The 21,987-nt window shown below is 53.9% G+C and carries 19 protein-coding genes; 11 read left to right on the forward strand and 8 right to left on the reverse strand.

Annotated features, from left to right (window positions below; all coding sequences use genetic code 11):
* Positions 1-782 precede the first annotated feature (782 nt).
* The 3 genes from CBE72_RS07680 to putP all read right to left on the reverse strand — a co-directional run bounded on the left by CBE72_RS07680 (position 783) and on the right by putP (position 4,821).
* Entirely contained in the window at positions 783-2,030 is a 1,248-nt protein-coding gene (locus CBE72_RS07680; RefSeq protein ID WP_100143040.1) for a glutamate-5-semialdehyde dehydrogenase, read from the reverse strand.
* Positions 2,031-2,076: 46 nt separating this feature from the next.
* On the reverse strand, positions 2,077-3,219 hold the full coding sequence (gene proB, locus CBE72_RS07685; RefSeq protein WP_100143041.1) for a glutamate 5-kinase: 1,143 nt from the start codon (positions 3,217-3,219) through the stop codon (positions 2,077-2,079).
* Positions 3,220-3,324: 105 nt separating this feature from the next.
* Positions 3,325-4,821, reverse strand: a complete 1,497-nt coding sequence (gene putP / locus CBE72_RS07690) for a sodium/proline symporter PutP (protein ID WP_100143042.1) — start codon at positions 4,819-4,821, stop codon at positions 3,325-3,327.
* Positions 4,822-5,599: 778 nt separating this feature from the next.
* Between putP and CBE72_RS07700 the strand changes: the two genes are divergently transcribed.
* The 5 genes from CBE72_RS07700 (at position 5,600) to CBE72_RS07720 (ending at position 11,184) form a co-directional block, all read left to right on the forward strand.
* Complete coding sequence (locus CBE72_RS07700) at positions 5,600-5,935, forward strand: ArsR/SmtB family transcription factor (protein ID WP_100143044.1); 336 nt, start codon at positions 5,600-5,602, stop codon at positions 5,933-5,935.
* Positions 5,936-6,000: 65 nt separating this feature from the next.
* Positions 6,001-7,023, forward strand: a complete 1,023-nt coding sequence (gene arsB, locus CBE72_RS07705; protein WP_100143045.1) for an ACR3 family arsenite efflux transporter — start codon at positions 6,001-6,003, stop codon at positions 7,021-7,023.
* Between the two features lie 13 nt (positions 7,024-7,036).
* On the forward strand, positions 7,037-8,050 hold the full coding sequence (locus CBE72_RS07710) for an ArsJ-associated glyceraldehyde-3-phosphate dehydrogenase (protein WP_039034432.1): 1,014 nt from the start codon (positions 7,037-7,039) through the stop codon (positions 8,048-8,050).
* Between the two features lie 11 nt (positions 8,051-8,061).
* Entirely contained in the window at positions 8,062-9,303 is a 1,242-nt protein-coding gene (gene arsJ, locus CBE72_RS07715) for an organoarsenical effux MFS transporter ArsJ (protein WP_071476857.1), read from the forward strand.
* A gap of 426 nt (positions 9,304-9,729) precedes the next feature.
* Entirely contained in the window at positions 9,730-11,184 is a 1,455-nt protein-coding gene (locus CBE72_RS07720; protein ID WP_100143046.1) for an MBL fold metallo-hydrolase RNA specificity domain-containing protein, read from the forward strand.
* Positions 11,185-11,301: 117 nt separating this feature from the next.
* Here the strand turns inward: CBE72_RS07720 and CBE72_RS07725 are convergent, their stop codons facing one another.
* Positions 11,302-11,541: a galactosyldiacylglycerol synthase gene (locus CBE72_RS07725; RefSeq protein ID WP_100143047.1), complete on the reverse strand. Its 240-nt coding sequence runs from the start codon at positions 11,539-11,541 to the stop codon at positions 11,302-11,304.
* A 94-nt stretch (positions 11,542-11,635) separates the two neighbouring features.
* Complete coding sequence (locus tag CBE72_RS07730; RefSeq protein WP_100143048.1) at positions 11,636-12,037, reverse strand: hypothetical protein; 402 nt, start codon at positions 12,035-12,037, stop codon at positions 11,636-11,638.
* Positions 12,038-12,271: 234 nt separating this feature from the next.
* On the opposite strand from CBE72_RS07730, the gene CBE72_RS07735 reads away from it, so the two are divergent.
* On the forward strand, positions 12,272-12,844 hold the full coding sequence (locus tag CBE72_RS07735) for an SRPBCC family protein (RefSeq protein ID WP_100143049.1): 573 nt from the start codon (positions 12,272-12,274) through the stop codon (positions 12,842-12,844).
* On the opposite strand, the gene CBE72_RS07740 is transcribed toward CBE72_RS07735, so the two are convergent.
* Positions 12,832-13,773, reverse strand: a complete 942-nt coding sequence (locus CBE72_RS07740) for a sodium-dependent bicarbonate transport family permease (RefSeq protein WP_100143050.1) — start codon at positions 13,771-13,773, stop codon at positions 12,832-12,834. The two genes, CBE72_RS07735 and CBE72_RS07740, sit on opposite strands and share 13 nt — an antisense overlap.
* 92 nt (positions 13,774-13,865) lie before the next feature.
* On the opposite strand from CBE72_RS07740, the gene CBE72_RS07745 reads away from it, so the two are divergent.
* Positions 13,866-14,828, forward strand: a complete 963-nt coding sequence (locus CBE72_RS07745) for a LysR family transcriptional regulator (RefSeq protein WP_100143051.1) — start codon at positions 13,866-13,868, stop codon at positions 14,826-14,828.
* A gap of 118 nt (positions 14,829-14,946) precedes the next feature.
* On the forward strand, positions 14,947-16,314 hold the full coding sequence (locus CBE72_RS07750) for an alanine/glycine:cation symporter family protein (RefSeq protein ID WP_100143052.1): 1,368 nt from the start codon (positions 14,947-14,949) through the stop codon (positions 16,312-16,314).
* Positions 16,315-16,364: 50 nt separating this feature from the next.
* On the opposite strand, the gene CBE72_RS07755 is transcribed toward CBE72_RS07750, so the two are convergent.
* Positions 16,365-17,717 (reverse strand): flavohemoglobin expression-modulating QEGLA motif protein, encoded by a 1,353-nt coding sequence (locus CBE72_RS07755; RefSeq protein WP_100143053.1) that lies wholly within the window; start codon positions 17,715-17,717, stop codon positions 16,365-16,367.
* 221 nt (positions 17,718-17,938) lie between these two features.
* Between CBE72_RS07755 and CBE72_RS07760 the strand changes: the two genes are divergently transcribed.
* Positions 17,939-18,904, forward strand: a complete 966-nt coding sequence (locus tag CBE72_RS07760; protein WP_100143054.1) for a PDC sensor domain-containing protein — start codon at positions 17,939-17,941, stop codon at positions 18,902-18,904.
* A gap of 35 nt (positions 18,905-18,939) precedes the next feature.
* Here CBE72_RS07760 and CBE72_RS07765 read toward each other — a convergent pair whose 3' ends face one another.
* Positions 18,940-19,122 (reverse strand): PA3496 family putative envelope integrity protein, encoded by a 183-nt coding sequence (locus tag CBE72_RS07765; protein WP_039034443.1) that lies wholly within the window; start codon positions 19,120-19,122, stop codon positions 18,940-18,942.
* A 304-nt stretch (positions 19,123-19,426) separates the two neighbouring features.
* Between CBE72_RS07765 and CBE72_RS07770 the strand changes: the two genes are divergently transcribed.
* Positions 19,427-21,559: a CHASE domain-containing sensor histidine kinase gene (locus CBE72_RS07770; protein WP_373289237.1), complete on the forward strand. Its 2,133-nt coding sequence runs from the start codon at positions 19,427-19,429 to the stop codon at positions 21,557-21,559.
* A complete protein-coding gene (locus CBE72_RS07775; RefSeq protein WP_100143056.1) occupies positions 21,556-21,987 on the forward strand; it encodes a response regulator in 432 nt (143 codons plus the stop codon). Before CBE72_RS07770 ends, CBE72_RS07775 begins: the two co-directional genes overlap by 4 nt.

The raw sequence follows: 21,987 nt of genomic DNA on the forward strand, positions 1-21,987 counted from the left end.
TCCGTCGCCGGAGGCCCTGCCAATACTAATTAGTAACTTTTAGCTGGAAGCTATGATAGCCGCTGTTCCAGCGGCCTAAAGTCGTGGTGTTCCACACCACACCGGGCAAGGGGCTTTGCTTGTCCAAAGCCCCTTGCATCCCCAAGGACACCCCGACGTAGCCGAAAGCCCCGCTGGCTTATGACGCAAATTGGCTACACTCAGGACTCGCCTCCTTGCTCGACCTTCGAGCCTCGACATCCCTGTCTCGGCTACGCCAATTTGCAACAACGCCAGCGGCGGCTCCGAAGGGGGAATTGGTGCAATTCTATTAGTACTGAGTAGCTGGAAACATTTTAGGGATCTGCAGATATACGCCTAATTCCAGGCATAGGCGGAACTGTGACCTTCCGAGCCAGGGATGGCGAGGCAGAGCTTACAGGGATGTACTCGCAGCGAGTCACAGGATCGCCTGTGCATAAGCCTGCTGCAGGCAATGGGAGACATCCGTTGCTGGAAGTTCAATCTATGTTATTTGGCTATTTTGAGCTGAAAGCAATGCTAGCCGCTGTGCCAGCGGCCTAAAGTTGTGGTTCAAATGCCTCAATGCATAACAGCCAAGTTGCCATCTCTTGATCTCGCTCGTAAGCACGTTGCTGCGCAACTCTCGCCATGTCACAGGGGAAGCCTGTGCGGGAGACCGTTCTCGGACATCCTGTCCTTATTCGGGCTTCCAGCATCCGCACTCTAGGTGGTGGGCAATAGCGGTTTGGCATTAGGCCCCGCTATTGCCAAACCCTTCCTCAGTCGCGTGTCTGACCTGTGCCATTGACCAGGAATTTCTCCGTGGTCAATGACTCCAGTCCCATGGGGCCGTAGGCATGGAGTTTAGTGGTGGCGATACCGATTTCGGCACCTAGCCCCAGCTCGCTGCCGTCGCTGAAGCGTGATGAGGCGTTGACCATCACCACAGAGGCATCGACCCCTTGCTGAAATTGCTGCGCCGCTTGCTGGCTTTCGGTGCAGATCACCTCGGTATGGTGGCTGCCGAAGCGGGCGATATGCTCCATGGCATCCGCCAGTGAGTCGACCTGGCGCACGGCGATTTCCAGGCTCAGGTATTCCTGGCCGAACTCCTCTTCCGTCAGCACCGTGGCCTGGTCGAAGAAGGGCGCCGCCTTCTTATCGGCATTGATCTTCACCCCCTTGTCGGCCAAGGCCTGAGCGGCGATGGGCAGCCAGACTTTGGCGATATCCTTGTGTACCAACAGGCCCTCCAGGGCATTACAGACGCCGGTGCGTTGGGTCTTGCCGTTGAGCAGCAGGTTGAGCGCCTTTTCCACATCGGCATCTCTGTCGACATAGAGGTGACAAACGCCTTTAAAGTGCTGGATAACCGGGATTTTAGAGTTGTCGCTGACAAAGTTGATCAGGCCTTCGCCGCCTCTTGGGATCACTAGGTCGATATAGTCGCGCTGTTGCAACAGTTCCAGCATCAGGGCGCGGTCGGGATCTGGCACCACGGATACCAGCGCGGTTGGTAGTTTGAACTCCTGTAGCACTTTGTGCAGCACTTTGGCTATCGCCAGGCTGGAGTTGAGCGCCTCTTTACCGCCGCGCAGTATTACCGCGTTGCCCGATTTGAAACACAGCGCTGCGGCATCCGCGGTCACATTGGGGCGCGCCTCATAGATCATACAGACCACCCCGAGCGGCACTCTGAGTTTGCTTATCTGAATACCGTTGGGACGGCGGCCAAGCTCGCGGCGCTGACCCACGGGATCGTCCAGCTTGACTATGGTGTCTATGCCGCTGGCCATGGCGGCGATCCGCTCTGGCGTCAGAGTCAGCCGGTCGAGCATGGCTTCGCTGAGACCTGCGCTGCGGGCCGCTAGGAGATCTTCCTCATTGGCCTTGAGAATATTGTCATTTTCAGCGAGAAGCGCTTGGGCCATCGCCTTCAGCACCTGATTTTTGGTTTGGGTATCTATGAGTGCCAGCTCCCTGGCCGCCTTGGCCGCTGAGCTTGCCAGTGTGGTTATCAGACTCATTTAGGTCCTCCTTTGTTCGTTGCACTACTCTGGTGGCGGGCCGCTGCTATTTTTCCAGTTGCGGCGTTTTACAGAGCAGGGCGATATCTTTTTCCGAGACTATGCCGCCCAGGCTATCGGTAAAGCTGTCGGCCAGTTCCGGGTCTTCCTGCTCGGCGATAAAACTCAGCAGGCGGCTGCTGTAGTTGCTGCGAGCCTTGGCCAGACGGGTGCCGTCGTCACTGCACAGCAGTATGGTATCGCCGGCGGCAAAGTTGCCTTTGACCTCAAGTACTTCATTACTAGAAAGCTCGGCGCAATCCTTGGCGCTATCCATCTCTTCATCGGAGGTGACTATCACTTCCCCCTGCGCCCTCACTGTGTGGGTCAGCCAGTGCATCCGCTCCTGCAGCGGGGTTTCGGATGCCCGGAATAGGGTGCCGGGATTGCGGCCCGACAACAGGGCGTTGAAGCTCTCCTCTTTGAAGCCGTTGACTATGTAAGTATCAATGCCGTGGGAGCTGGCCTTTTCCGCCGCTTCTATCTTGGTGCGCATGCCGCCGGTACCGACATCGCTGTGACTGCCGCCGGCCATGGCATAGATGGTGGCATCGATTTTATTGACTTCGGGCAGCAGCTCGGCATCGCTGTGCAGATGTGGGTTCTTGTTGTAGAGACCATCAATATCCGAGCAGATCACTAAGGTATCTGCGTCGGCAGCGGCTGCCACCATGGCCGACAGGTTGTCGTTGTCACCCACCTTGAGCGCATCTGTGGTGACGGTATCGTTTTCGTTGAGGATCGGCAGTATGTCGTGATCCAGCAGGGTAAACACGGTTTCCCTAATCGACAGATAGCGCTCTCTGTCGCGCAGGTCGCCATGGGTCAGCAGAATTTGCGCCGTGGGAAAGTCGAAAAACTTATCCCAGGTCGCCATCATCTCAGTCTGCCCGGCGGCGGCCATGGCTTTTTTCAGTACTACCTGGGCCTCTGGGCTATTGGCTTCACTGCCAGGTTTGAGCGGAAACCTGTGGGCTCCGGCGGCAATTGAGCCGGAAGAAACCAGTATGGTCTGAATGCCTTTGGCGCGGCAGCGCACAATGAATTGGGCTATGGCCAGCAGATAGCGCGAGCTACAGCCCTGTCTGTCAGGGGCAATCAGGGCGCTGCCGACTTTTAAAACAATTCGTTGCCTTGGTTGCTTATTCATAACTTCCTTAACCTATTTGAGGTGTTACTTCGAAGCGGGTTGGGGATGGAAACCAGACCCGGCGTCTGCCACCGGGTCTAATTGGGGATCTGTTCTATCCAGCTATCAGCCGACCTGCTGCAGTTTTTCCCGGGTAGCGTGGAAGGTCTCCTGCACTGAGTGTGAGGGATCCTGGCTAAAGTGGCTGACCAGCACTATGGCCGCAGAGCTTATGATAAAGCCGGGAACTATCTCGTAGATCACGCTGGAGAGTGTCTTGCCATCGGGCAAGACAGGCAGCAGGATCCACAGCAGCACTGTGATGGCGCCGGTGAGGATACCGGCAACGGCGCCCGAGTGGGTCATCTTCGACCAGAACAGACTGAACAGCACCAGTGGCCCGAAGGCGGCACCGAAACCGGCCCAGGCGTTACTCACCAGTGACAGTATGCTGCTGTTGCTATCCAGGGCCAGCAAGGTGGCCACGGCAGCAACGGCAAATACCCCAAAACGGCCTATATTCACCAGCTTCTTCTCGTCTATGTCCTTGTGGAACACGGCGCGGTAAACATCCTCGGTCAGTGAACTGGATGATACAAGTAGCTGTGAAGAGATAGTGCTCATGATGGCAGCCAGAATCGCCGCCAGCAGGAAGCCACTCACCAAGGGGTGGAACAGAATTTCCGAGAACAGAATAAAGATGGTTTCCGGATCCTGCAGCCCTGGGTGGAACTTGTTGACATAGGCGACACCGATAAGACCTGTGGCCAGGGCGCCGAGTATGGTCACCAACATCCAGCTCATGCCTATGTTGCGGGCGGTCTTGATATCTTTCACCGAACGAATTGCCATAAAGCGCACTATGATGTGTGGTTGACCGAAATAGCCCAGTCCCCAGGCCATGCTGGAAACAATCGCCAGCAGGCTCATTTTCTCCACAGATTCAGACAGAGGCACTATGGTGTGATTGGCCTGCGCCATCATCTCAGTGCCATTGTTGAACTCCTGAAAAGCCACTATAGGCACCATCACCAGGGCGACAAACATAATACAGCCCTGCACAAAGTCGGTCATACTGACGGCCAGAAAGCCCCCCAATAGGGTGTAGGCCACTACCACTGAGACAGTGATCACCAGGCCAAGTTGGTAACTCAGGCCGAAGGCGGATTCAAACAGTTTGCCCCCGGCGACCAGGCCGGCAGAGGTGTAGAGAGTAAAGAAGAGTATGATCACCGCGGCAGAAATCATCCGCACCGAGCCGTTTTTCTTCTCGAAGCGTTTGCTGAAAAAGTCCGGCAGTGTCAGGGCGTCATCGGCTTCCTGGGTATAAACCCTGAGCCTGGGGGCTACCAGCAGATAGTTGAACCAAGCGCCGATAAGCAGGCCCAGCGCAATCCAGATGGTGTCGAAGCCGATAACAAACATGGCGCCCGGCAGACCCATCAGCATCCAACCACTCATATCGGAAGCACCTGCCGACAGCGCCGTGACCTGAGGGCTGACCTGACGGCCGCCGAGAATGTAGCCCGAAATATCATCGGTAGAATTGCGATAGGCAAACAGGCCTATCGCCAACATGACCACAAAGTAGATGGCCAAAGAGATATAACTCGAATAATCCATAGATTAGTGCCCGTTATTGCCACTGAAGGCTTGATTGAATTTTTGTTTGCAGAATGGGTATAGGTAGGTTGAGAGTACGAGCCAGAAACACCCTAATTGGATCAGGTACTTGGCTTTATCTCTGAGGCTGATTTGGTAGCGTGAAAGATGACTGTCAGACTCCTGTGAGCTGTTGGCATTCATCGTGATTCTCCTTCCTTAAGTTTTATCTAAAGTTGGGCTAATGAAAAACCACTTGAAGGCTAACCAATCAAATGATTAGTGTTCAAATGGTTTTGATTCGAACGATATTATTCATGCTTATCAGAAAATGATCAAGTTTATATCTGAGTGATTTACTGGGTTATTACTGGGTTTTTGCTATATTATTTGTTTAAAATTATATATTTATGCTTTTATTTTCTTAAGCTTATCAATTTTTAATATATTGCATGCAATTATAAGACAAGCGATGAAATCTCGATTTGAGCTATAACTGTTTTGCAATCAAGCTCTGAAATAAGCCGGAAATAATTAGAGTTTAAAATTAATTTACGACAGTACCTGACTCTGCTAAATGAACAGTTGCAAACCCGCGCAATCGCTGGGCCAGACGCTCAGCCCAACGTCGATAGACTCCTCAAAATAGCGCTTGAACTATAGGCGTTTTTATATATGATTTACCATATATTTGGTTATCCATATATTCTGCCGGTTGCTGAAGGTGTTCATTTGAGTGGCAACTGAAACGGCAGATGTATGGCTGACCGAATATTGGCCTTAAGGAGCGGCATTTATCATGGAACTACCGAATTTTTTCAAAGCCTTGGCCGATGAAACCCGGCTGCGCAGCCTGCTGTTGATCCTGCAGCAGGGAGAGCTTTGTGTCTGCGAGTTGACTGAGGCCCTGGCCTTGAGTCAACCGAAGATCTCCCGTCATTTGGCGCAGCTGCGAGCTCAGGGGTTGCTGCAAGACAGACGTCGGGGCCAATGGGTGTTTTATCGTCTCAGCCCCGAGCTGGCACCCTGGTGCGAGCAGTTGCTGCGGGACACATTGACGGCCAACCCTGGCTTTATTGCTGATGAGCTGACTCGGCTGGAGGCCATGGTCTCGAGGCCGCAAGCTTGCTGTTGAAACCGGCCGGAATCTATCACTTGAGCGCCGGAAGTTAACCGCCGGGGGACCGGAGAGGGGGATGTATGGGCATTTTTGAACGTTGGCTCAGCCTGTGGGTAGGGCTGTGCATTTTAGCTGGGATAGCGCTGGGTTATCTGGCACCTAATGTATTTGCCGCAATTGCGGCGCTGGAATACGCCCATGTCAATCTGGTGATCGCCGTGCTTATCTGGGTGATGATCTATCCCATGATGGTGCAAATCGATTTTTCCGCTATCAAGGATGTTGGCCGAAATCCCAAGGGATTGCTGCTGACGCTGGTGATCAACTGGTTGCTGAAGCCTTTTACCATGGCACTGCTTGGCTGGCTCTTTTTCCGTTTTTTGTTTGCCCCTTGGGTAGAGCCGCAAACGGCGCAGGAGTATATCGCCGGGATGATCCTTCTCGGAGTCGCTCCTTGTACCGCCATGGTGTTTGTCTGGAGTCAACTGACCCGCGGCGATGCCAACTACACTCTGGTGCAGGTATCGGTCAATGATGTGATCATGATTTTTGCCTTCGCACCCCTGTCGGCGCTGCTGCTGGGGGTGAGCGATATACAGGTGCCATGGGAAACCTTGATTCTGTCTGTGGCGCTGTATGTGTTGCTGCCTTTGTTAGCCGGGGTATTGACCCGCAAACACTTCAATAGCCGACCAGGGGCGATCACGGCCTTGCTGTCCAGACTCAAGCCCTGGTCGATATTGGGGCTGCTGCTGACGGTAGTGCTGCTGTTTGCTCTGCAGGCCGAAACCATAGTGGCCCAGCCGCAAAATATTGTGCTGATTGCCATCCCGCTGTTACTGCAAACTTACGGTATTTTCCTGCTGGCCTGGTGGCTGGCGAAGCGTTTGCGCCTGCCCCACAACATAGCCGCCCCGGCTTGCATGATAGGCACTTCCAACTTTTTCGAACTGGCGGTTGCCGTGGCTATCTCCCTCTTTGGTATGCATTCGGGAGCGGCACTGGCCACAGTCGTTGGGGTTCTGGTGGAAGTGCCTGTGATGCTGTCTCTGGTGGCATTTGCCAATCGCCGCCGCGGTAATTGGCTTGCGGCCAACAAATAAAAGGAGAACTGAGATGACAATAAAGGTGGGAATTAACGGCTTTGGCCGTATGGGGCGGCTGGCCTTGAGGGCTGCCTGGGATTGGCCGGAACTCGAATTTGTGCAGATCAACGACCCGGCGGGTGATGCCGCCACCCTGGCGCACCTGTTGGAGTTTGACTCGGTTCATGGCCGTTGGTCGCACCCAGTCGAGCATGAGGACAACGCCATAGTCATAGCCGGGCGGCGGATAGCGACCAGTCGCAATCAGGCCATTGCAGACAGTGATTGGTCTCAATGCGATCTGGTGATCGAGGCCTCGGGCAAGATGAAAACCAAGGCGCTGTTGCAGGCCTATCTTGATCAAGGGGTGAAACGGGTGGTGGTGACAGCGCCGGTTAAAGAGGAAGGCGTCGCCAACCTGGTGATGGGGGTGAATCATCAGAGTTACGACCCGGCCAGGCATCCGATAGTGACAGCCGCATCCTGTACCACCAATTGTCTGGCGCCTGTGGTCAAGGTCATCCATGAGAACTTCGGTATTCGTCATGGCTCCATGACCACAATTCACGACATCACCAACACCCAGACTATATTGGATGCGCCCCATAAGGATCTGCGCCGTGCCCGTGCCTGTGGTCAGAGCCTGATCCCGACCACCACAGGCAGTGCCACCGCTATTACCCATATTTTCCCTGAGCTGAAAGGCCGCCTCAATGGCCATGCGGTCAGGGTGCCGCTGGCCAACGCCTCGCTGACCGACTGTGTGTTTGAGTTGGAGCAAACAGTGACAGAACAACAGGTCAACGACTTGCTGCAACAGGCGGCCGAGACTGAACTCAAGGGCATTCTTGGCTTCGAGTCGCGACCGCTGGTGTCGGTGGACTACAAGACAGATCCCCGCTCCTGCATAGTGGATGGGCTGTCTACCATGGTGATCAACGGCACTCAGCTCAAACTCTACTGTTGGTATGACAACGAATGGGGCTATGCCAATCGCACCGCCGAGTTGGCGCTGATGGTGGGCCGTTTGGACCGGGATGCCTGAAGGACAACACCATGGCTGAAATGAGTCCGGCGCTGCGCCAATATCTGCTGATCACCGGTAACTACTGGGCCTTTACCCTGACAGATGGCGCGCTACGCATGCTGGTGGTGCTCTATTTCTATCAGTTGGGTTACGGTGCGCTGGCCATTGCCATGCTGTTTATCTTCTATGAGTTTTTCGGTGTGGTCACCAATCTGTTGGGCGGCTGGCTCGGCGCCCGTTTGGGGCTCAACCGCACCATGAATATCGGCCTTGGGCTGCAGATAGTGGCGCTGGCTATGTTGTTGGTGCCTCAAGCCTGGCTGACCATTCCCTGGGTGATGGCGGCCCAGGCACTGTCGGGGATAGCCAAAGATCTCAACAAGATGAGTGCCAAGAGTGCCATCAAGACCCTGGTACCCAAGGATGCGGCCCAGGCGGGACAGACCCTGTATCGCTATGTGGCGCTGTTGACCGGCTCCAAGAACGCCCTCAAAGGGATAGGTTTCTTCCTCGGCGGTGCGCTGCTGAGCCTGTTGGGATTTGCCGGTGCCATTGCCGCCATGGCCGCTGTTTTGACCTTGGTGTGGCTGAGCTCGCTGCTGTTTCTCAAGGCAGAACTGGGCCAGGCCAAGAATAAGCCCAAGTTCAGTGAGCTGTTTTCCAAGAGCCGGGCGGTGAACATTCTCTCTGCGGCCAGGCTGTTTCTGTTTGCCGCCAGGGATGTTTGGTTTGTGGTGGCCTTGCCTGTGTATCTGGCCAGCCAATTTGGCTGGGATCACTGGCAAGTGGGGGGCTTTCTGGCCGGCTGGATTATCGCCTACGGCTTGGTGCAGGCTCTGGCGCCCAGGCTGACCGCCAGGGCCGACGGCAAGACAGTTGGCAAGCATAAAGGCTCGGCTTTGCCGGGACGGGCGGCGGCGCTCTTCTGGTGCGGCTTGCTCACTCTGGTGCCGGCGCTTATCGCCCTTGGGCTTGGCAGTCAATACTCGCATGTCTGGCTGATCGGCGGCCTGTTGCTATTCGGCGCCTTGTTTGCGGTGAACTCTTCGTTGCACAGTTTTCTGATTGTCAGTTATGCCCGCGAGGATGGGGTATCCCTGGATGTGGGGTTCTACTATATGGCCAACGCCGCCGGGCGCTTGCTGGGCACAGTGCTTTCCGGTGCGCTGTTTCAGTGGTGGGGGCTGGAGGCTTGTCTGTGGGTTTCCAGCGCCATGTTACTGCTGACTCTGATTATCTCCCGCGGTCTGCCCCAAGAGCATGAGGCGTAATGATCCATTGCAAAATTAGACTATAAGGGAGTGTCACTTTTTCCCATAAGGGCATAGGCTTAGGGAAGGTGCGAACAAGTCCCATGCGTGCTCTGCGTTGGCTTACAGGCCTGTATGCAAGGCGTGGTTCGCAGCAAATGGCTAGTCCTTTACAAGAAGCACAACATAGCAGACAGGTTTGTAAGCAACGCCCTTCGGGGCTTTCACAGCAACCGGCTCTCTGCGTTATCCAACTTCGACAGGCCCCGGCATGCCTTCAGTCAGATGCCTTGAACGCCAATTGCTGTGCAAGCCAGAGTGCCACGAGGACTTATTCGCACCTTCCTTAGGAAGGTGCGGCAGAGTTTTCCCGAGATTCTGGCTTAATAGCGTTGGGAAGATTATCCGTAGCATCATTGGCCGAATCGTTTCAAAGAGGGAAGTGTTATGTCCATGAGCTTGCAGTTTTGGGGTGCCACCCAAGAAGTCACAGGTTCCTGCCATCTGTTGCGGGTCAACGATGCAAGTTTGTTGTTGGATTGTGGTCTTATTCAGGGAGGGCGGCAGGATGAACTGCGTAACCATGAAGCCTTTCCCTTTGCTCCTGAATCCCTGACTGCCGTGGTGTTGAGCCACGCCCATATCGACCATTCGGGGCGCTTGCCCCTGCTGGTGAAGCAGGGTTTTAGCGGCCCCATCTACACCCATAAGGCCACCATGGATCTGTGCGCCATCATGCTCAAGGATGCCGCCATGCTGCAGCAGCGTGATGCCGAGCGGCAGAACCGCAAACGTGCCAGGCAAGATCTCGAGCCGATAGAGCCATTGTTCACCGAAGAAGATGTCGAACTGGCACTGACCCGTTTTATTCCACTGGACTATGGCACCAAGCTGGATCCCATTCCCGGTGTGACCCTGTGTTTGAGTGATGCCGGCCATATTCTGGGGTCGGCGCTAGTGGAGCTGTGGATCAATGATGGCAACACCAAGAAAAAACTGGTGTTCAGTGGCGATCTCGGCCGCGCCGGTATGCCGATCCTCAAAGATCCTACGCTGATCCAACAGGCCGATCTGGTGTTGATGGAAAGCACCTATGGCGACAGGTTACACCGTAGTTGGGAGGCGACCCTGGAAGAACTCAAGGGGATCTTCGCGACAGCCATCAGTGAGAGCCGCGGCAATATCCTGATCCCTGCTTTCTCGGTTGGCCGGGCGCAAGAGCTTTTGTATCTGTTTCACCTCTATGCCGGGGAATGGGATCTGTCACGCTGGAAAATCTGCCTCGACAGCCCCATGGCGATAGAGGCCACCAAGGTGTATATCAATAACTATCCCTTGATGGACGAGGACTTCAAGCGCTTCGTGCATCAGCACCCCGGGCAGCACCCGCTGCTGTCTGGGATAGAGTTTATTCAAAGTACCGAAGAGTCGATGGAACTCAACGACGTACACCAGGGGCTTATCATTATTGCCGGCAGCGGCATGTGTAACGGCGGTCGTATCCGCTGTCATCTGGAACACAACCTGTGGCGGCCCGAGTGCGACATCATCATCTGTGGTTTTCAGGCACTGGGAACCCCGGGGCGGCTGTTGGTCGATGGTGCCAGCGAGCTCACCATCAACGGTAATTCGGTGAATGTTGCCGCCAGAATTCACACAGTCGGTGGGCTGTCGGCCCATGCGGATCAGGCCGAATTGCTGCGCTGGTATCGTGAGTTTGAGGGGGCGCCGCCACTCATTCTGGTTCACGGGGAGCCGGATGCCCAGCGGCAACTCCTGAGTGTGCTGGAACATGCCGACGGTGTGCAGCCCAAACCCAGACCCCAGGCCTCGGCCATAGCGACCGAAGGCGACAAGCTGGATCTCAGCCGTCTTCCCGAGCTGAGTTGGATTGTGGGCTAAGTGAGTTGTCAGGCTTAACAGCTTCTGAGAATTAACCTGGGTTATTTTATCTTTGCCATTAACAATAAAAATGCTCCTTTATTAAGGAGCATTTTTATTGTTGGTGCAAACCTGGCTTTAGCCCTGGCGCTGCCAGAGGATCTCCAGCTCATCGGCTTCGCCCATGGCGGCTTCCAATAGATTGATGAGTTCGGCATCGGCCTCTATGGCCTTAAAGGTTTCTAGTTGAGTACGGTTCAGCCAGTAATCCTGATCGTCATCATGCTCTTCTACCAGGTTGTCGATCAGGAACTGCAACTGCTGTTCGGAGATATGCCCGATAACGGTGCCGGTTTCTTTATTGCTGAGTTGGATCATTCTCTCTCCTTGGATTGCTGTGGCCTCAGTGGCCGGATATCACAGTGAAGATGCGGCTAAGGCTTCGGCGAGCCTTAGCCGCATCCACCTCTATTTAGTGGGTACGTTGGATCCCATTTTTTGTCATAAAACTCTCCTCAAGAGCGACCCCAGCCAGAGTAGCGATCGCCAGGCCAAGCACCAATGCCAGCAGCAGAGGCTTGCAAGCCCCCATGGGCACCAGCCAGATCAGCAGCAGCGCCAATACGCAAATGCCACCGCTGATGGGGTTGAATAAGAGGTCCAGACTGATCTCGAAAACACTTAAGGTTTCGGCGTCTTGATAGCGCCGAAAATGGATCAGTAAATAGAGGGCGGCGCAAAGCAAACTGATGCTGGCAAAAACCAATAGGCCGCTGAGACTGAAGGTCTCTTTGAAGTATAAGGTGGTCTGGTAACCCGCCACAGTCAGTATTGCCAGCCAGATAATCAGCAGTGGTGCCAGGATAAGTCCCATTACAATCCCTTGGTTAGACATCCGTGTATATAGGTGACTGTAACCTAAAAGTATTTGTACAACAAATCGCCTGGCGGGAACTGTGGCTTGGTTCGCTTCTCTGCCAAAGTTTATTTTTCGATCTTTTCAAATTGCAATCCCCATCAATTAACAATCTTGTTACTTTTGGGCGGTTTGCGGGATATACTCAGGCAAGTAATGGTTGTCGGGTGAAAACTTGTTTGGAGAATCCTTATGCGTTTTATCAAGACACTGTTTATCCTGTCGGTATTGATGGTGGCTGTGCCGCTGATCGCCGCCCTGTTTGTCAAAAGCGATTACCAGGTGACCACCAATGTGGTGATCAACCGCCCGGTGGCCGAGGTCTATGACTATGTGAAGTATCTTAAGAATCAAGATAACTTCAGCGTCTGGGCCAAGATGGATCCGGCGATGAAGCGCAGTTATCGTGGCATCGATGGTTCTGTTGGCTTTGTCTCGGCTTGGGAGAGTGATAACCCAGAGGTGGGCCGCGGCGAGCAGGAGATAGTCGCCATGGATATCAACAAACGCATCGATTATGAGCTCAGATTTCTGACTCCCTTCGAGGCCACTGAACCCGCCTACATGCTGTTTGAGCCCTATGAAGGTAATAGAACCAACCTCAGTTGGGGCTTTAAGGGGCATCTGGATTATCCGATGAATCTGATGTTTCTGTTTGTCGATTTTGAAACCATGATCGCCACGGATCTATTGCGCGGGCTCAGCAATCTCAAGCTGTTACTCGAGTCTGCACCCGCGCCGCAGGAACAAGTTCAGAGCCCGTAAATCCAGGCTACCCATTGACGGTAAAGATTCAGCCCTATCAGCAGGTTAATCGGGAAGGTGACCCCCAGCGAGGCCAGCATGGCCACGCCGATATTGGCCGATGGAATGGCCGCGCGGATCGCCGCTGGTGCCGCAATATAAGAGGCGCTGGCGCAGAGGCCGGCCAGTACCAGTGCCGAACCGGCGGGCAGCCCCAGGGCGTGACCTGTAATGATACCCACCCAGGCGAGTACGAAAGGCGTGATGGCAGCGAATGCCAACAGGCGCCAGTGACTCAAGGGCAGCGGAGCACACACCCTGGCGGTACATAAGCCCATCTCCAGCAGGAACAGCGCCAGCAAGGTCTTGAATCCCTGCATCAGCACAGGGCTCAAAGAGGCCAAGCCTTCAGTGCCGTAGCCCCATCCGATAAGCACGCCGCCCCCCAGCAATATCACCCCACGGCTGGTAAGCGCTTCCAGCAGGATATTACCGCTGCGTCCTGGCTTATCCCGGTTCAGGCGTCGATAGAGCCACAACATGACTATGATGGATGGCAACTCTAGCAGTACCAGATAGAGAGTGGTTTCGGGCTTGAGTGGCCAGCCCAGTTGTTCTGTCATGGCGTAGACAACAGCAAAGGTCCCGGCACTGACCGAGCCGTAGTGGGCGGCAATACTGATGGCATCGCTCTGGGATAGGCGAACCACTTTTTTCAATATGGGATACAGCGCCAGCGGGATAGCCAGTCCCAGACCTATCACCAGCCCCAGCTCGGCAAAAGACAGCTGATCCGTGTGGCCGTGCAGCGCCATGCCGCCCTTGAGGCCCAGGGTCAGCATTAACAGTATGGAAAGGGTTTCGTAGGTGGATTCGGGGACTCTGAGATCCGATTTGAGCAGACCGGCCAACAGGCCTAGGCCGAAAAAGGCAATAACAACATCAGGCATGGGGTTCTCCTTGTTAGACGGCTGGAGATTGTGCTCGCCCGGCGTTATATTGGAAAATAAATTATTCACTACATATATATAGATAATTATCTATGGATCTTCGTCATCTCAGCCTGCGCTTGTTGCAGGTGTATATCGAAGTGGTCCGGCGGCAGAATATTTCCGCCGCTGCCAGACACCTGTATCTGACTCAGCCGACCGTGTCGCTGCAATTGAAAAAACTGGCCGAGCTGGTGGGTGAGCCCATACTGGAAACCGGCCCGGGAGGGCTGCGGCCGACTCAGGTTGGGCAGGAGCTGTACCGGGCCGCCATCGATGTGATGACCCGTCTGGAAGACTTCAACGGCATGCTGGCCAAGGTGCGGGAAGGGCAGAGCGGCCACATCAATATCGGCCTGGTGACCACGGCCAAGTACGTGGTGCCGCGGATCCTAGGCGCCTTCTATCGTCATTTCCCCGGTGTCCGAGTCACCCTGAACATAGGTAACCGTGCCCATGTGCTGAATCGTTTTGAGCATCTGGAAGACGATCTCTACCTCTTCAGCCATCCTCCCAGGGGCGAAACTGTGCAATCGGCACGGATCATTCGTAACCCTCTGCAGTTGATTGCCCCCAGAGATCATTGGGCCGCCGGGCAGAGTGAACTCAAGTTTGAGCAGCTCAGTCGCGAGCGCTTTCTCATTCGTGAGCCGGGGTCGGCTACCCGTTTGATGTTTGAGTCTTGGCTCAGCGGTCAGGGGATGGAACTGGGCGACTGTATGCAGATAGAAAGCAATGAGGCCATTCGCCTGGGGGTCGCCTCTGGGTTGGGGCTATCAGTTATTTCGGCCCATACCCTGGAGGAAGGGCGTGAGCGCCCGGCCATTCTGAACGTGAAGGGCTTCCCGTTGGAGAGCAACTGGTATCTGGTGAGCCGTAAAGACAGGCGTATGCCCTATGCGGCGCGGCAGCTGGTACATTTTATGGCTGAGCATCTGCAGCAGTGCATAGAGGCCGAATGGGTGGCTGGTGATATCGCCCAGCTACCAACCAACCTGGGGTTGAGCGCCGACTGAGTTTGACCTCGGGTTTCCAATTGTTAATCTTTCGTTGTAATCTGGACGTTCCCTATGCAATTTTGCCATAAATAACAGGTAGAAATTGCAGTGATAACAATAACTATATGAGGTTGGAATGGAAACAATAATGGAGTGGGTTAGCCAGCTCAACAGCCTGGTTTGGGGGGTGCCCATGCTGGTGATGATCCTGGGGGTAGGACTGTTTCTGTCCATAGGTTTGCGCTTTATGCAACTTCTCAAGCTGGGGAGAGGCTTCCGTTTACTCTGGTCCGGGCGGATCCCGGATAAAGACACCAATATGAAAGGGGAGATCAGCCCCTTCAATGCGCTGATGACGTCACTGTCGGCCACCATAGGCACAGGGAATATCGCCGGAGTGGCGACGGCAATATTTCTTGGCGGCCCGGGGGCACTGTTCTGGATGTGGTGCACCGCGCTGGTGGGAATGGCCACCAAGTTCTCTGAAGCCGTGCTGGCGGTCAAGTATCGCGAGGTCGATGACAGCGGCAACCACATAGGTGGCCCCATGTACTACATCAAGAATGGTCTCGGCCCGAAATGGGCCTGGTTGGGAACGCTATTCGCTTTATTTGGTGGTTTTGCCGGTTTTGGTATCGGCAACACAGTGCAGGCCAACTCGGTGGCCGATGCCTTGGACAGCAACTTTGGTGTTCCAGTCTGGGCAACCGGCCTGGCGATGATGATCCTGGTGGGGGCCGTCCTGATGGGCGGCATCAAGCGGATTGCCGACGTTGCCGGTAAGTTGGTTCCCCTGATGACTGTGTTTTATATTACCTCAGGCTTGGCTGTGATTGTGGTCTATTTCGATCAAATCCCGGCGGCGCTGGAGCTGGTATTCGAGAGCGCCTTCAACCCAGTGGCGGCCCAGGGCGGTTTCGCCGGGGCGGCCGTGTGGGCCGCCATACGTTTCGGGGTGGCCCGAGGGGTGTTTTCCAATGAGGCCGGTCTTGGCAGTGCGCCGATTGCCCATGCGGCTGCCCAGACCAATAACCCTGTGGCTCAAGGACTGGTGGCCATGTTGGGGACCTTTATCGATACCATAGTGGTCTGCTCCATCACAGGTTTGGCGATTATCGTTTCCGGCGCCTGGACCTCGGGGGAAACCGGCGCAGCCTTGACCTCCTACGCTTTCAGCCATGCCTTGCCCATAGGGCAGTACATAGTGGCCGTGGCACTGGCGATTTTTGCCTTTACCACCATTCTCGGCTGGAGCTTTTACAGTGAAAAATGTGTGCAGTATCTATTGGGTACCAAGGCCATAGTGCCGTTTCGCCTGGTCTGGACTCTGATGGTGCCTGTGGGCGCCATGGCGTCTTTGGACTTTATCTGGCTGGTGGCCGATACCCTGAATGCCATGATGGCGATCCCCAACTTGATAGCTCTGGCGCTGCTCAGCCCAGTGGTCTTTACTTTGACTCGGGAATACTTTATCAAGCAGCGTCAGGCTGAGTTGCAAAAATAGTGATTGGTTTAGAACCCAAAACAGGGCAACTTAAGTTGCCCTGTTTTTTATCAGTCGGCGTTGCTGTCAAACTCAGTGTCTTCCAGTAACTCGAACATGGGTTCGGCGTTGGGTAACTGTTTGAATAGATGACTGAAGTGACGCTGCACCCCCTTGAGATCTATTCCGGCCATCCCGGAGGCGAAACCAAACCAGGCATAGAGGCCACTGAAGTTATCGAACATGGGCGGCAGATACTTGGGGGCGGCAATAAGCCCCTCCCTGTGGGCCTGATAAAGCACCGGGATATCCTCAATAGCCAGCTTGCCGACAAACAGCATAGGGATAATCTCCGGGATCCCGGCGGTGATGGCGGAGCGGATAAAGTTAATGTTTTCCACATAGCCGCGCACATAGGAGATATCCTTGGTGAAATAGCTGCCACCTTGCACCATGCCACCGCGAAATACCCGCTGAGTGACCCGGTAACTATCTCGCTTACTGAGATTCTGACCGCAGAAATAGTTAAATACTTCAATAAAGTCGGCACCTTGCTCGGCCATATCGACCGCGGTGATCCTGTCGCTGATACGCCTGGCCCGCCCTGGGTTGGAGCTCAGGGTGATGGTTTCCATCAATACGGCCAGCCCTTCCTGGGCTGCAGCTACCCTGGGAGAACCGACGCTGAGCCAGGTGGCCCAGGGTTGAGCCCGGCCATTGAGGGTGGTGCCCACATGTACCCAGCCCTCATGGACCTCATAAACATCGAGATCCGATTGGCTGAATAGCGCCTTGCTATTGAGTTTGACCGTATCGCCGCCCACGGCGGCATCCGAGACTATGCCGTCACTTAAGCGCACCCGAATATCGTCACTGTGAAAGTAATCTTTCAGGCGGCGGCCGAGTATATCCACCGCCTCCGGTGCGGCGATTTCTTTGGGGTGATGACGATTGCTGCGCAGCGCTGCCGGCAGCGAGAAGATATAACTCAAACGATCGCCGAGCTGCCTGAGATTGTGTCTGTCGCCGTGGAGCTTATGGTTGGCGCTGCCGTAGAGGCGACGGCTGAATTCACCGAAGTCGGCCTTGCCGCGGTGTTGCAGCATGTCGATAACCTGAAGATATTGCTCGATATTGGCTATCAATATCTTGCCCAGCTTGTCGTATCTTCCCAGACGCTTGCGGGTCTGCAGACGCAATTCAGTTAACTCTTGGCGGGTCTTATCCGGGTCAAAAGGCAGCGGCAGACGCTGGTAAAACTCGGCGTCTATCGCGGGTAATTGCTTGCCGTTATTCTCGAGAAATCGGGCCTCTATCTCTCTTGGCCACTTGATGGCATCGAGGATTTTTATCGGTTTTTGCAACCGGATCAGTTCATCCGAGAGGCGCCGCAGATCCTCTTTATAAGCACTTGTGTCTGGCATCAATGGTCTCCTCGGAAGACACAGGTTATTAACGATTATCATCTTGGATAACGCGCTATCTGGCAACAGAATTTATCCTTGCCAGATCTTGGTGCAACTGTTTGATTATTGAGCATGTCTGGCTAGCCTGGAATTCAGTAATTATTTGATATTTATGGTTTTGCATTCTTGGCATTCAAACTGCTTACCTGAGATAGATGGCAGGAATTTCAGGAGCCGTTATGGCAAACATGAGTTACTTGAGTGTGATTGAGCGTTTTCATGAGTATCAGCCGCTAATCGATGAACTGTTACAGTCGATTCTGACCGGAATGGCCGATGCCCAGCTCTTTGAGGATACCGGAAAGGCTATCAAGGTATTTTCCGAAGTAGCGGTCTGCTATCCCTTTGTGGAGTTGATGTATTTGCTCGATGAGAATGGCCAGCAGGTGAGTCCTAACCTGGCGCTTATCCAGCAAAAGATCAAACTGCTGACCGTGGGGGAACATCCGGATCGCAGCCAGCGCCCCTATTTTCTCAATACCAGCGACAAGAGCGGGGTACAGATAACTTCGCCTTATCTTTCCAATGCGTCCGGGCAGTTATGCTTATCGGCGTCCCTGGGCGTGAGCCGTTTGGATGCCAGTCGTGGCTTTGTGGTGGTAGATATCAATCTGACCCGGCTGATTGAGTTTATGATGGGCGACAGTTTAAGGCGCAAGGTGACGCCGCTGTTCAAGGCAGTTTATCTCACTCTGGTGACAGGGCTATTCATTATAGTCGGGGTATTAGTGCTGATTTCGGCCAGGGATATCTGGCACTTGTTGGTGCAGGGGCCGCAACTGGCTCATGACTCGCTCAAGCCGTTCGGGATCATCATCTATATCACCCTGGCGTTGGCGATATTCGATCTCGGCAAGACCATACTGGAAGAGGAGGTGTTGATGCACAAAGACATCTTCCGCCACAGTTCCACCCGGCGCACCATTACCCGCTTTGTTTCCACCATATTGATCGCCATCTCTATTGAGGCCTTGCTGACCATGTTCAAGGCATCACTCGGACAGGTGGAATATATTCAGGGAGCGATTTTGATGATGTTGGCGGTGGTTGGCTTGTTGGTGGCCTTGGGACTATACGTCTGGTTGGGTGCCAAGGCCGAGGCCCTGCTTATTCAAACCCAGTCTTTACGGGGACGGCAAGGGTAAGGAGGATGTTGCTGACATCCTCCTATTTCTGAAGGCTAAAACATATCGTCATCATCGAGCCCCATGGCTCGTCTGAGTTCCAGGCGTTCCAGATAATCCTCCAAACGGCGTTTTATCTGGCGTTTATGTTGCAGCGCCTTCTCGGCCTGGCGGTTTTTTGGGGTGGTCATCGCTTCAATTTCAGCATCGTTGGGCACGAGTTCAACAATATGGGCCATCACGAATTCCTCACGGTTTATCCAAGGATTTTCTAGCCAAAAAAGCATTGGCTGAAAAGCAAAAATTTTTGTCTAACAAAGCAAATGATTCTTTCCGTCCCTCTAATCAATATTAGTTTTGGTTAAATTGAAATCTAGCATTGAGGTTCTGAGGGATATGAGATCGAGACAGCATTTTGAACATATTTTCCAAGAACCTAAATCTTGGGGCTTTTGTGCTGTTTTTGACTTGTTTTTTTCATGAACCCGACCAGAATTAACCTCATAGCATTCGCTTAATTGGCTAAGGACTCGGCTGTTTATGATCCAGGACGATCGTCTCACCGCATCATCCACCTCTGTAAAACGCTTCGGCTTTTCCACTCCGGCCTCGGTTTGGGTGATTATCCTGGTTGCACTCCTTTTTACTTGCCTGGGTTGGTACCTGTTCAATCAATATGCGGAGCAGCGCGGACGTGAGCGTTTTGAGTATCAGGCCATGCTGGTCAAAGATGCCATAAGAGATCGTCTGTTGACCTATGAACAGGTGCTGCGGGGCGGCGTGGGCCTGTTTATGGCATCCGACGGCGTGACCCGTGAGGAGTGGCACGAGTATGTGACCAACGCCAAGATGGAGAGCTTTTATCCCGGGATCCAGGGGATAGGTTACAGCGTTATTGTGCCCTCGGAACAATTGGCGGCTCATGAGGCCGCCATCCGTGCTGAAGGTTTTGAGGAGTATCGAATATACCCAACGGGCGAGCGTGAGACTTACCAGGCCATTATCTATCTGGAACCCTTCGATTGGCGTAACCGGCGGGCATTTGGTTATGACATGTATTCCGAGCCGACTCGCCGAGAAGCGATAGACAGAGCCATCAACACCGGGGAGGCGGCAATATCCGGCAAAATCACCCTAGTACAGGAAACCCAGCAAGATATTCAGGCCGGTTTCTTGATGTATCTGGCGCTTTATGATGAATCTGCCGCCGGCCCCAAGGCCGCCAAGGGCGTGGTCTATGCCGCCTTTCGAATGAACAATCTGATGCAGGGCATTTTGGCCGACAAGTTTCCCAGCCTGAATCTAGCGATCTTCGATGGTGATAGCCCCTCAGACACTTCACTGCTGTACAGCACTGAATCGCAAGGACTGACTACCAAACTCTATAACCAAGTACTGCCGCTCAAGGTCGGCGGTCATCAATGGCTGCTGCAAATCGGTGCCGACAAGAGTTTTGTCACCGAAACCGAGAAATTGCAAAGCAAATTGATGTTGGGCATAGGCGTGCTATTTATCATGGCGTTGCTCTATTTTCTGCTCAGTAACGCCAGGGCCAGATACCAGGAAGGCTTGCTGGCCAATGAGATCCTGGCCAATGAAAAACGCTTCCGTTTGGTTATTGAGGCCTCGCCGTCGGCGCTGATCATGGTCGACGGTCATGGGCTCATCACTCTGGTAAACGCTCATACAGAGCAACTGTTCGGTTATGCTCGGGATGAGCTGCTGGGCCGCAGCGTGAACATACTGCTGCCGGAGAGCCTGCATAAGTCGCACAATCAACACATGGGGGGCTACCTGCAGCAGCCAATTGCCAAGAACATGTCCCAGCGTGATGATCTGTTTGGCCGCGCCAAAGATGGTTCATTGGTGGCGGTCGAAGTGGGGTTGACCCCAATCCATTTCACCAATGGTCAGTCGATTCTGGCCACCATCAATGATGTCTCGGATCGCAAACGGATTGAAGCCGAAAAAGCCCGTCACACGGAGGAGCTGGAGAAAATCAACCGTGAGCTGGACAGCTTTGCCTATATCGCTTCTCACGACCTAAAGTCGCCGCTGCGAGGCATAGAGCAGTTATCCGAGTGGCTAGCAGAAGATCTCAGCGATAACAGCAGTGAACAGGTGCAAAAGTATCTGCGACTGATCAAGAGTCGGGTCCAGCGGATGGTTCTGCTGCTGGATGGCTTGTTGACCTTCTCGCGCATAGGCAGGGTGGATACCGAGTTGACGGAAGTGGACAGCAAACAGTTGCTGCAGGATACCTTCAGCCTGGTGGCGCCGCCAACCGGGTTCAAGCTGGTCATCCTGTCTGAGATGCCTATGCTAACCACGGCCAGGGTGCCGCTAGAGTTGGTATTTCGAAATCTGTTCAGCAACGCCATCAAACATCACGATAAGGGTGAGGGGGTGCTCAGTGTCAGCGTCGAGCGCCAGGGCGACTATTATTGTTTCTGTGTTACCGATGACGGCCCTGGGATAGCGGCCAAGTTCCATCATAAAATTTTCGCCATATTCCAAACGCTTAAGCCTAGAGATGAGGTCGAGGGCAGTGGCCTGGGGCTCTCTTTGGTGAAAAAGTCGGTGGAAAATATGGGCGGCAAGATCTGGGTGAAATCGGAAGGGCGTGGTTGCAGCTTTTGCTTTACTTGGCCGGTGCACTTCAAGGAGGAGTCATGAGTCGAACTGCCGGATATAAGGAAGTCACTATTCTGTTGGTCGACGACGATGATGTCGATTACATGGCGGTGCAGCGGGCGATGCAGCAGCTCAGGCTGCTCAACCCCTTAGTTCGAGCCAAAGATGGTTTGGAGGCCTTGGAGATGCTGAATGATGGTCGGGTGCGCCATCCCTATCTGATCCTGCTGGATCTTAATATGCCAAGGATGAATGGCCTGGAGTTTCTCAGCCATATTCGCAATGACCCTGTGTTGTCTCTCTCCGTGGTCTTTGTGCTGACTACCTCAAGCGCCGATGAAGACAAGGTCGAGGCTTATAAGCATCATGTGGCCGGCTATATGGTCAAACATGAGATAAATGACGGTTTTTTCAATATTTTCAATATGCTGGAAAGCTATTGGCGTATTGTCGAATTGCCGCAATCCTGA

It is taken from the genome of Shewanella carassii, from assembly GCF_002777975.1.
In the GTDB taxonomy this organism is placed as follows: domain Bacteria; phylum Pseudomonadota; class Gammaproteobacteria; order Enterobacterales; family Shewanellaceae; genus Shewanella; species Shewanella carassii.

What these genes read in the sequence shown, in the direction of transcription:
- CBE72_RS07745 (WP_100143051.1), top strand. Translation starts at nt 13,866, where the DNA reads ATGGATCTTCGTCATCTCAGCCTGCGCTTGTTGCAGGTGTATATCGAA.
- CBE72_RS07725 (WP_100143047.1), bottom strand. Translation starts at nt 11,541, where the DNA reads ATGATCCAACTCAGCAATAAAGAAACCGGCACCGTTATCGGGCATATC.
- proB (WP_100143041.1), bottom strand. Translation starts at nt 3,219, where the DNA reads ATGAATAAGCAACCAAGGCAACGAATTGTTTTAAAAGTCGGCAGCGCC.
- CBE72_RS07710 (WP_039034432.1), top strand. Translation starts at nt 7,037, where the DNA reads ATGACAATAAAGGTGGGAATTAACGGCTTTGGCCGTATGGGGCGGCTG.
- arsB (WP_100143045.1), top strand. Translation starts at nt 6,001, where the DNA reads ATGGGCATTTTTGAACGTTGGCTCAGCCTGTGGGTAGGGCTGTGCATT.
- CBE72_RS07735 (WP_100143049.1), top strand. Translation starts at nt 12,272, where the DNA reads ATGCGTTTTATCAAGACACTGTTTATCCTGTCGGTATTGATGGTGGCT.
- CBE72_RS07775 (WP_100143056.1), top strand. Translation starts at nt 21,556, where the DNA reads ATGAGTCGAACTGCCGGATATAAGGAAGTCACTATTCTGTTGGTCGAC.
- CBE72_RS07760 (WP_100143054.1), top strand. Translation starts at nt 17,939, where the DNA reads ATGGCAAACATGAGTTACTTGAGTGTGATTGAGCGTTTTCATGAGTAT.
- CBE72_RS07720 (WP_100143046.1), top strand. Translation starts at nt 9,730, where the DNA reads ATGTCCATGAGCTTGCAGTTTTGGGGTGCCACCCAAGAAGTCACAGGT.
- CBE72_RS07755 (WP_100143053.1), bottom strand. Translation starts at nt 17,717, where the DNA reads ATGCCAGACACAAGTGCTTATAAAGAGGATCTGCGGCGCCTCTCGGAT.
- CBE72_RS07740 (WP_100143050.1), bottom strand. Translation starts at nt 13,773, where the DNA reads ATGCCTGATGTTGTTATTGCCTTTTTCGGCCTAGGCCTGTTGGCCGGT.
- CBE72_RS07730 (WP_100143048.1), bottom strand. Translation starts at nt 12,037, where the DNA reads ATGGGACTTATCCTGGCACCACTGCTGATTATCTGGCTGGCAATACTG.
- CBE72_RS07700 (WP_100143044.1), top strand. Translation starts at nt 5,600, where the DNA reads ATGGAACTACCGAATTTTTTCAAAGCCTTGGCCGATGAAACCCGGCTG.
- CBE72_RS07765 (WP_039034443.1), bottom strand. Translation starts at nt 19,122, where the DNA reads ATGGCCCATATTGTTGAACTCGTGCCCAACGATGCTGAAATTGAAGCG.
- arsJ (WP_071476857.1), top strand. Translation starts at nt 8,062, where the DNA reads ATGGCTGAAATGAGTCCGGCGCTGCGCCAATATCTGCTGATCACCGGT.
- CBE72_RS07680 (WP_100143040.1), bottom strand. Translation starts at nt 2,030, where the DNA reads ATGAGTCTGATAACCACACTGGCAAGCTCAGCGGCCAAGGCGGCCAGG.
- CBE72_RS07750 (WP_100143052.1), top strand. Translation starts at nt 14,947, where the DNA reads ATGGAAACAATAATGGAGTGGGTTAGCCAGCTCAACAGCCTGGTTTGG.
- putP (WP_100143042.1), bottom strand. Translation starts at nt 4,821, where the DNA reads ATGGATTATTCGAGTTATATCTCTTTGGCCATCTACTTTGTGGTCATG.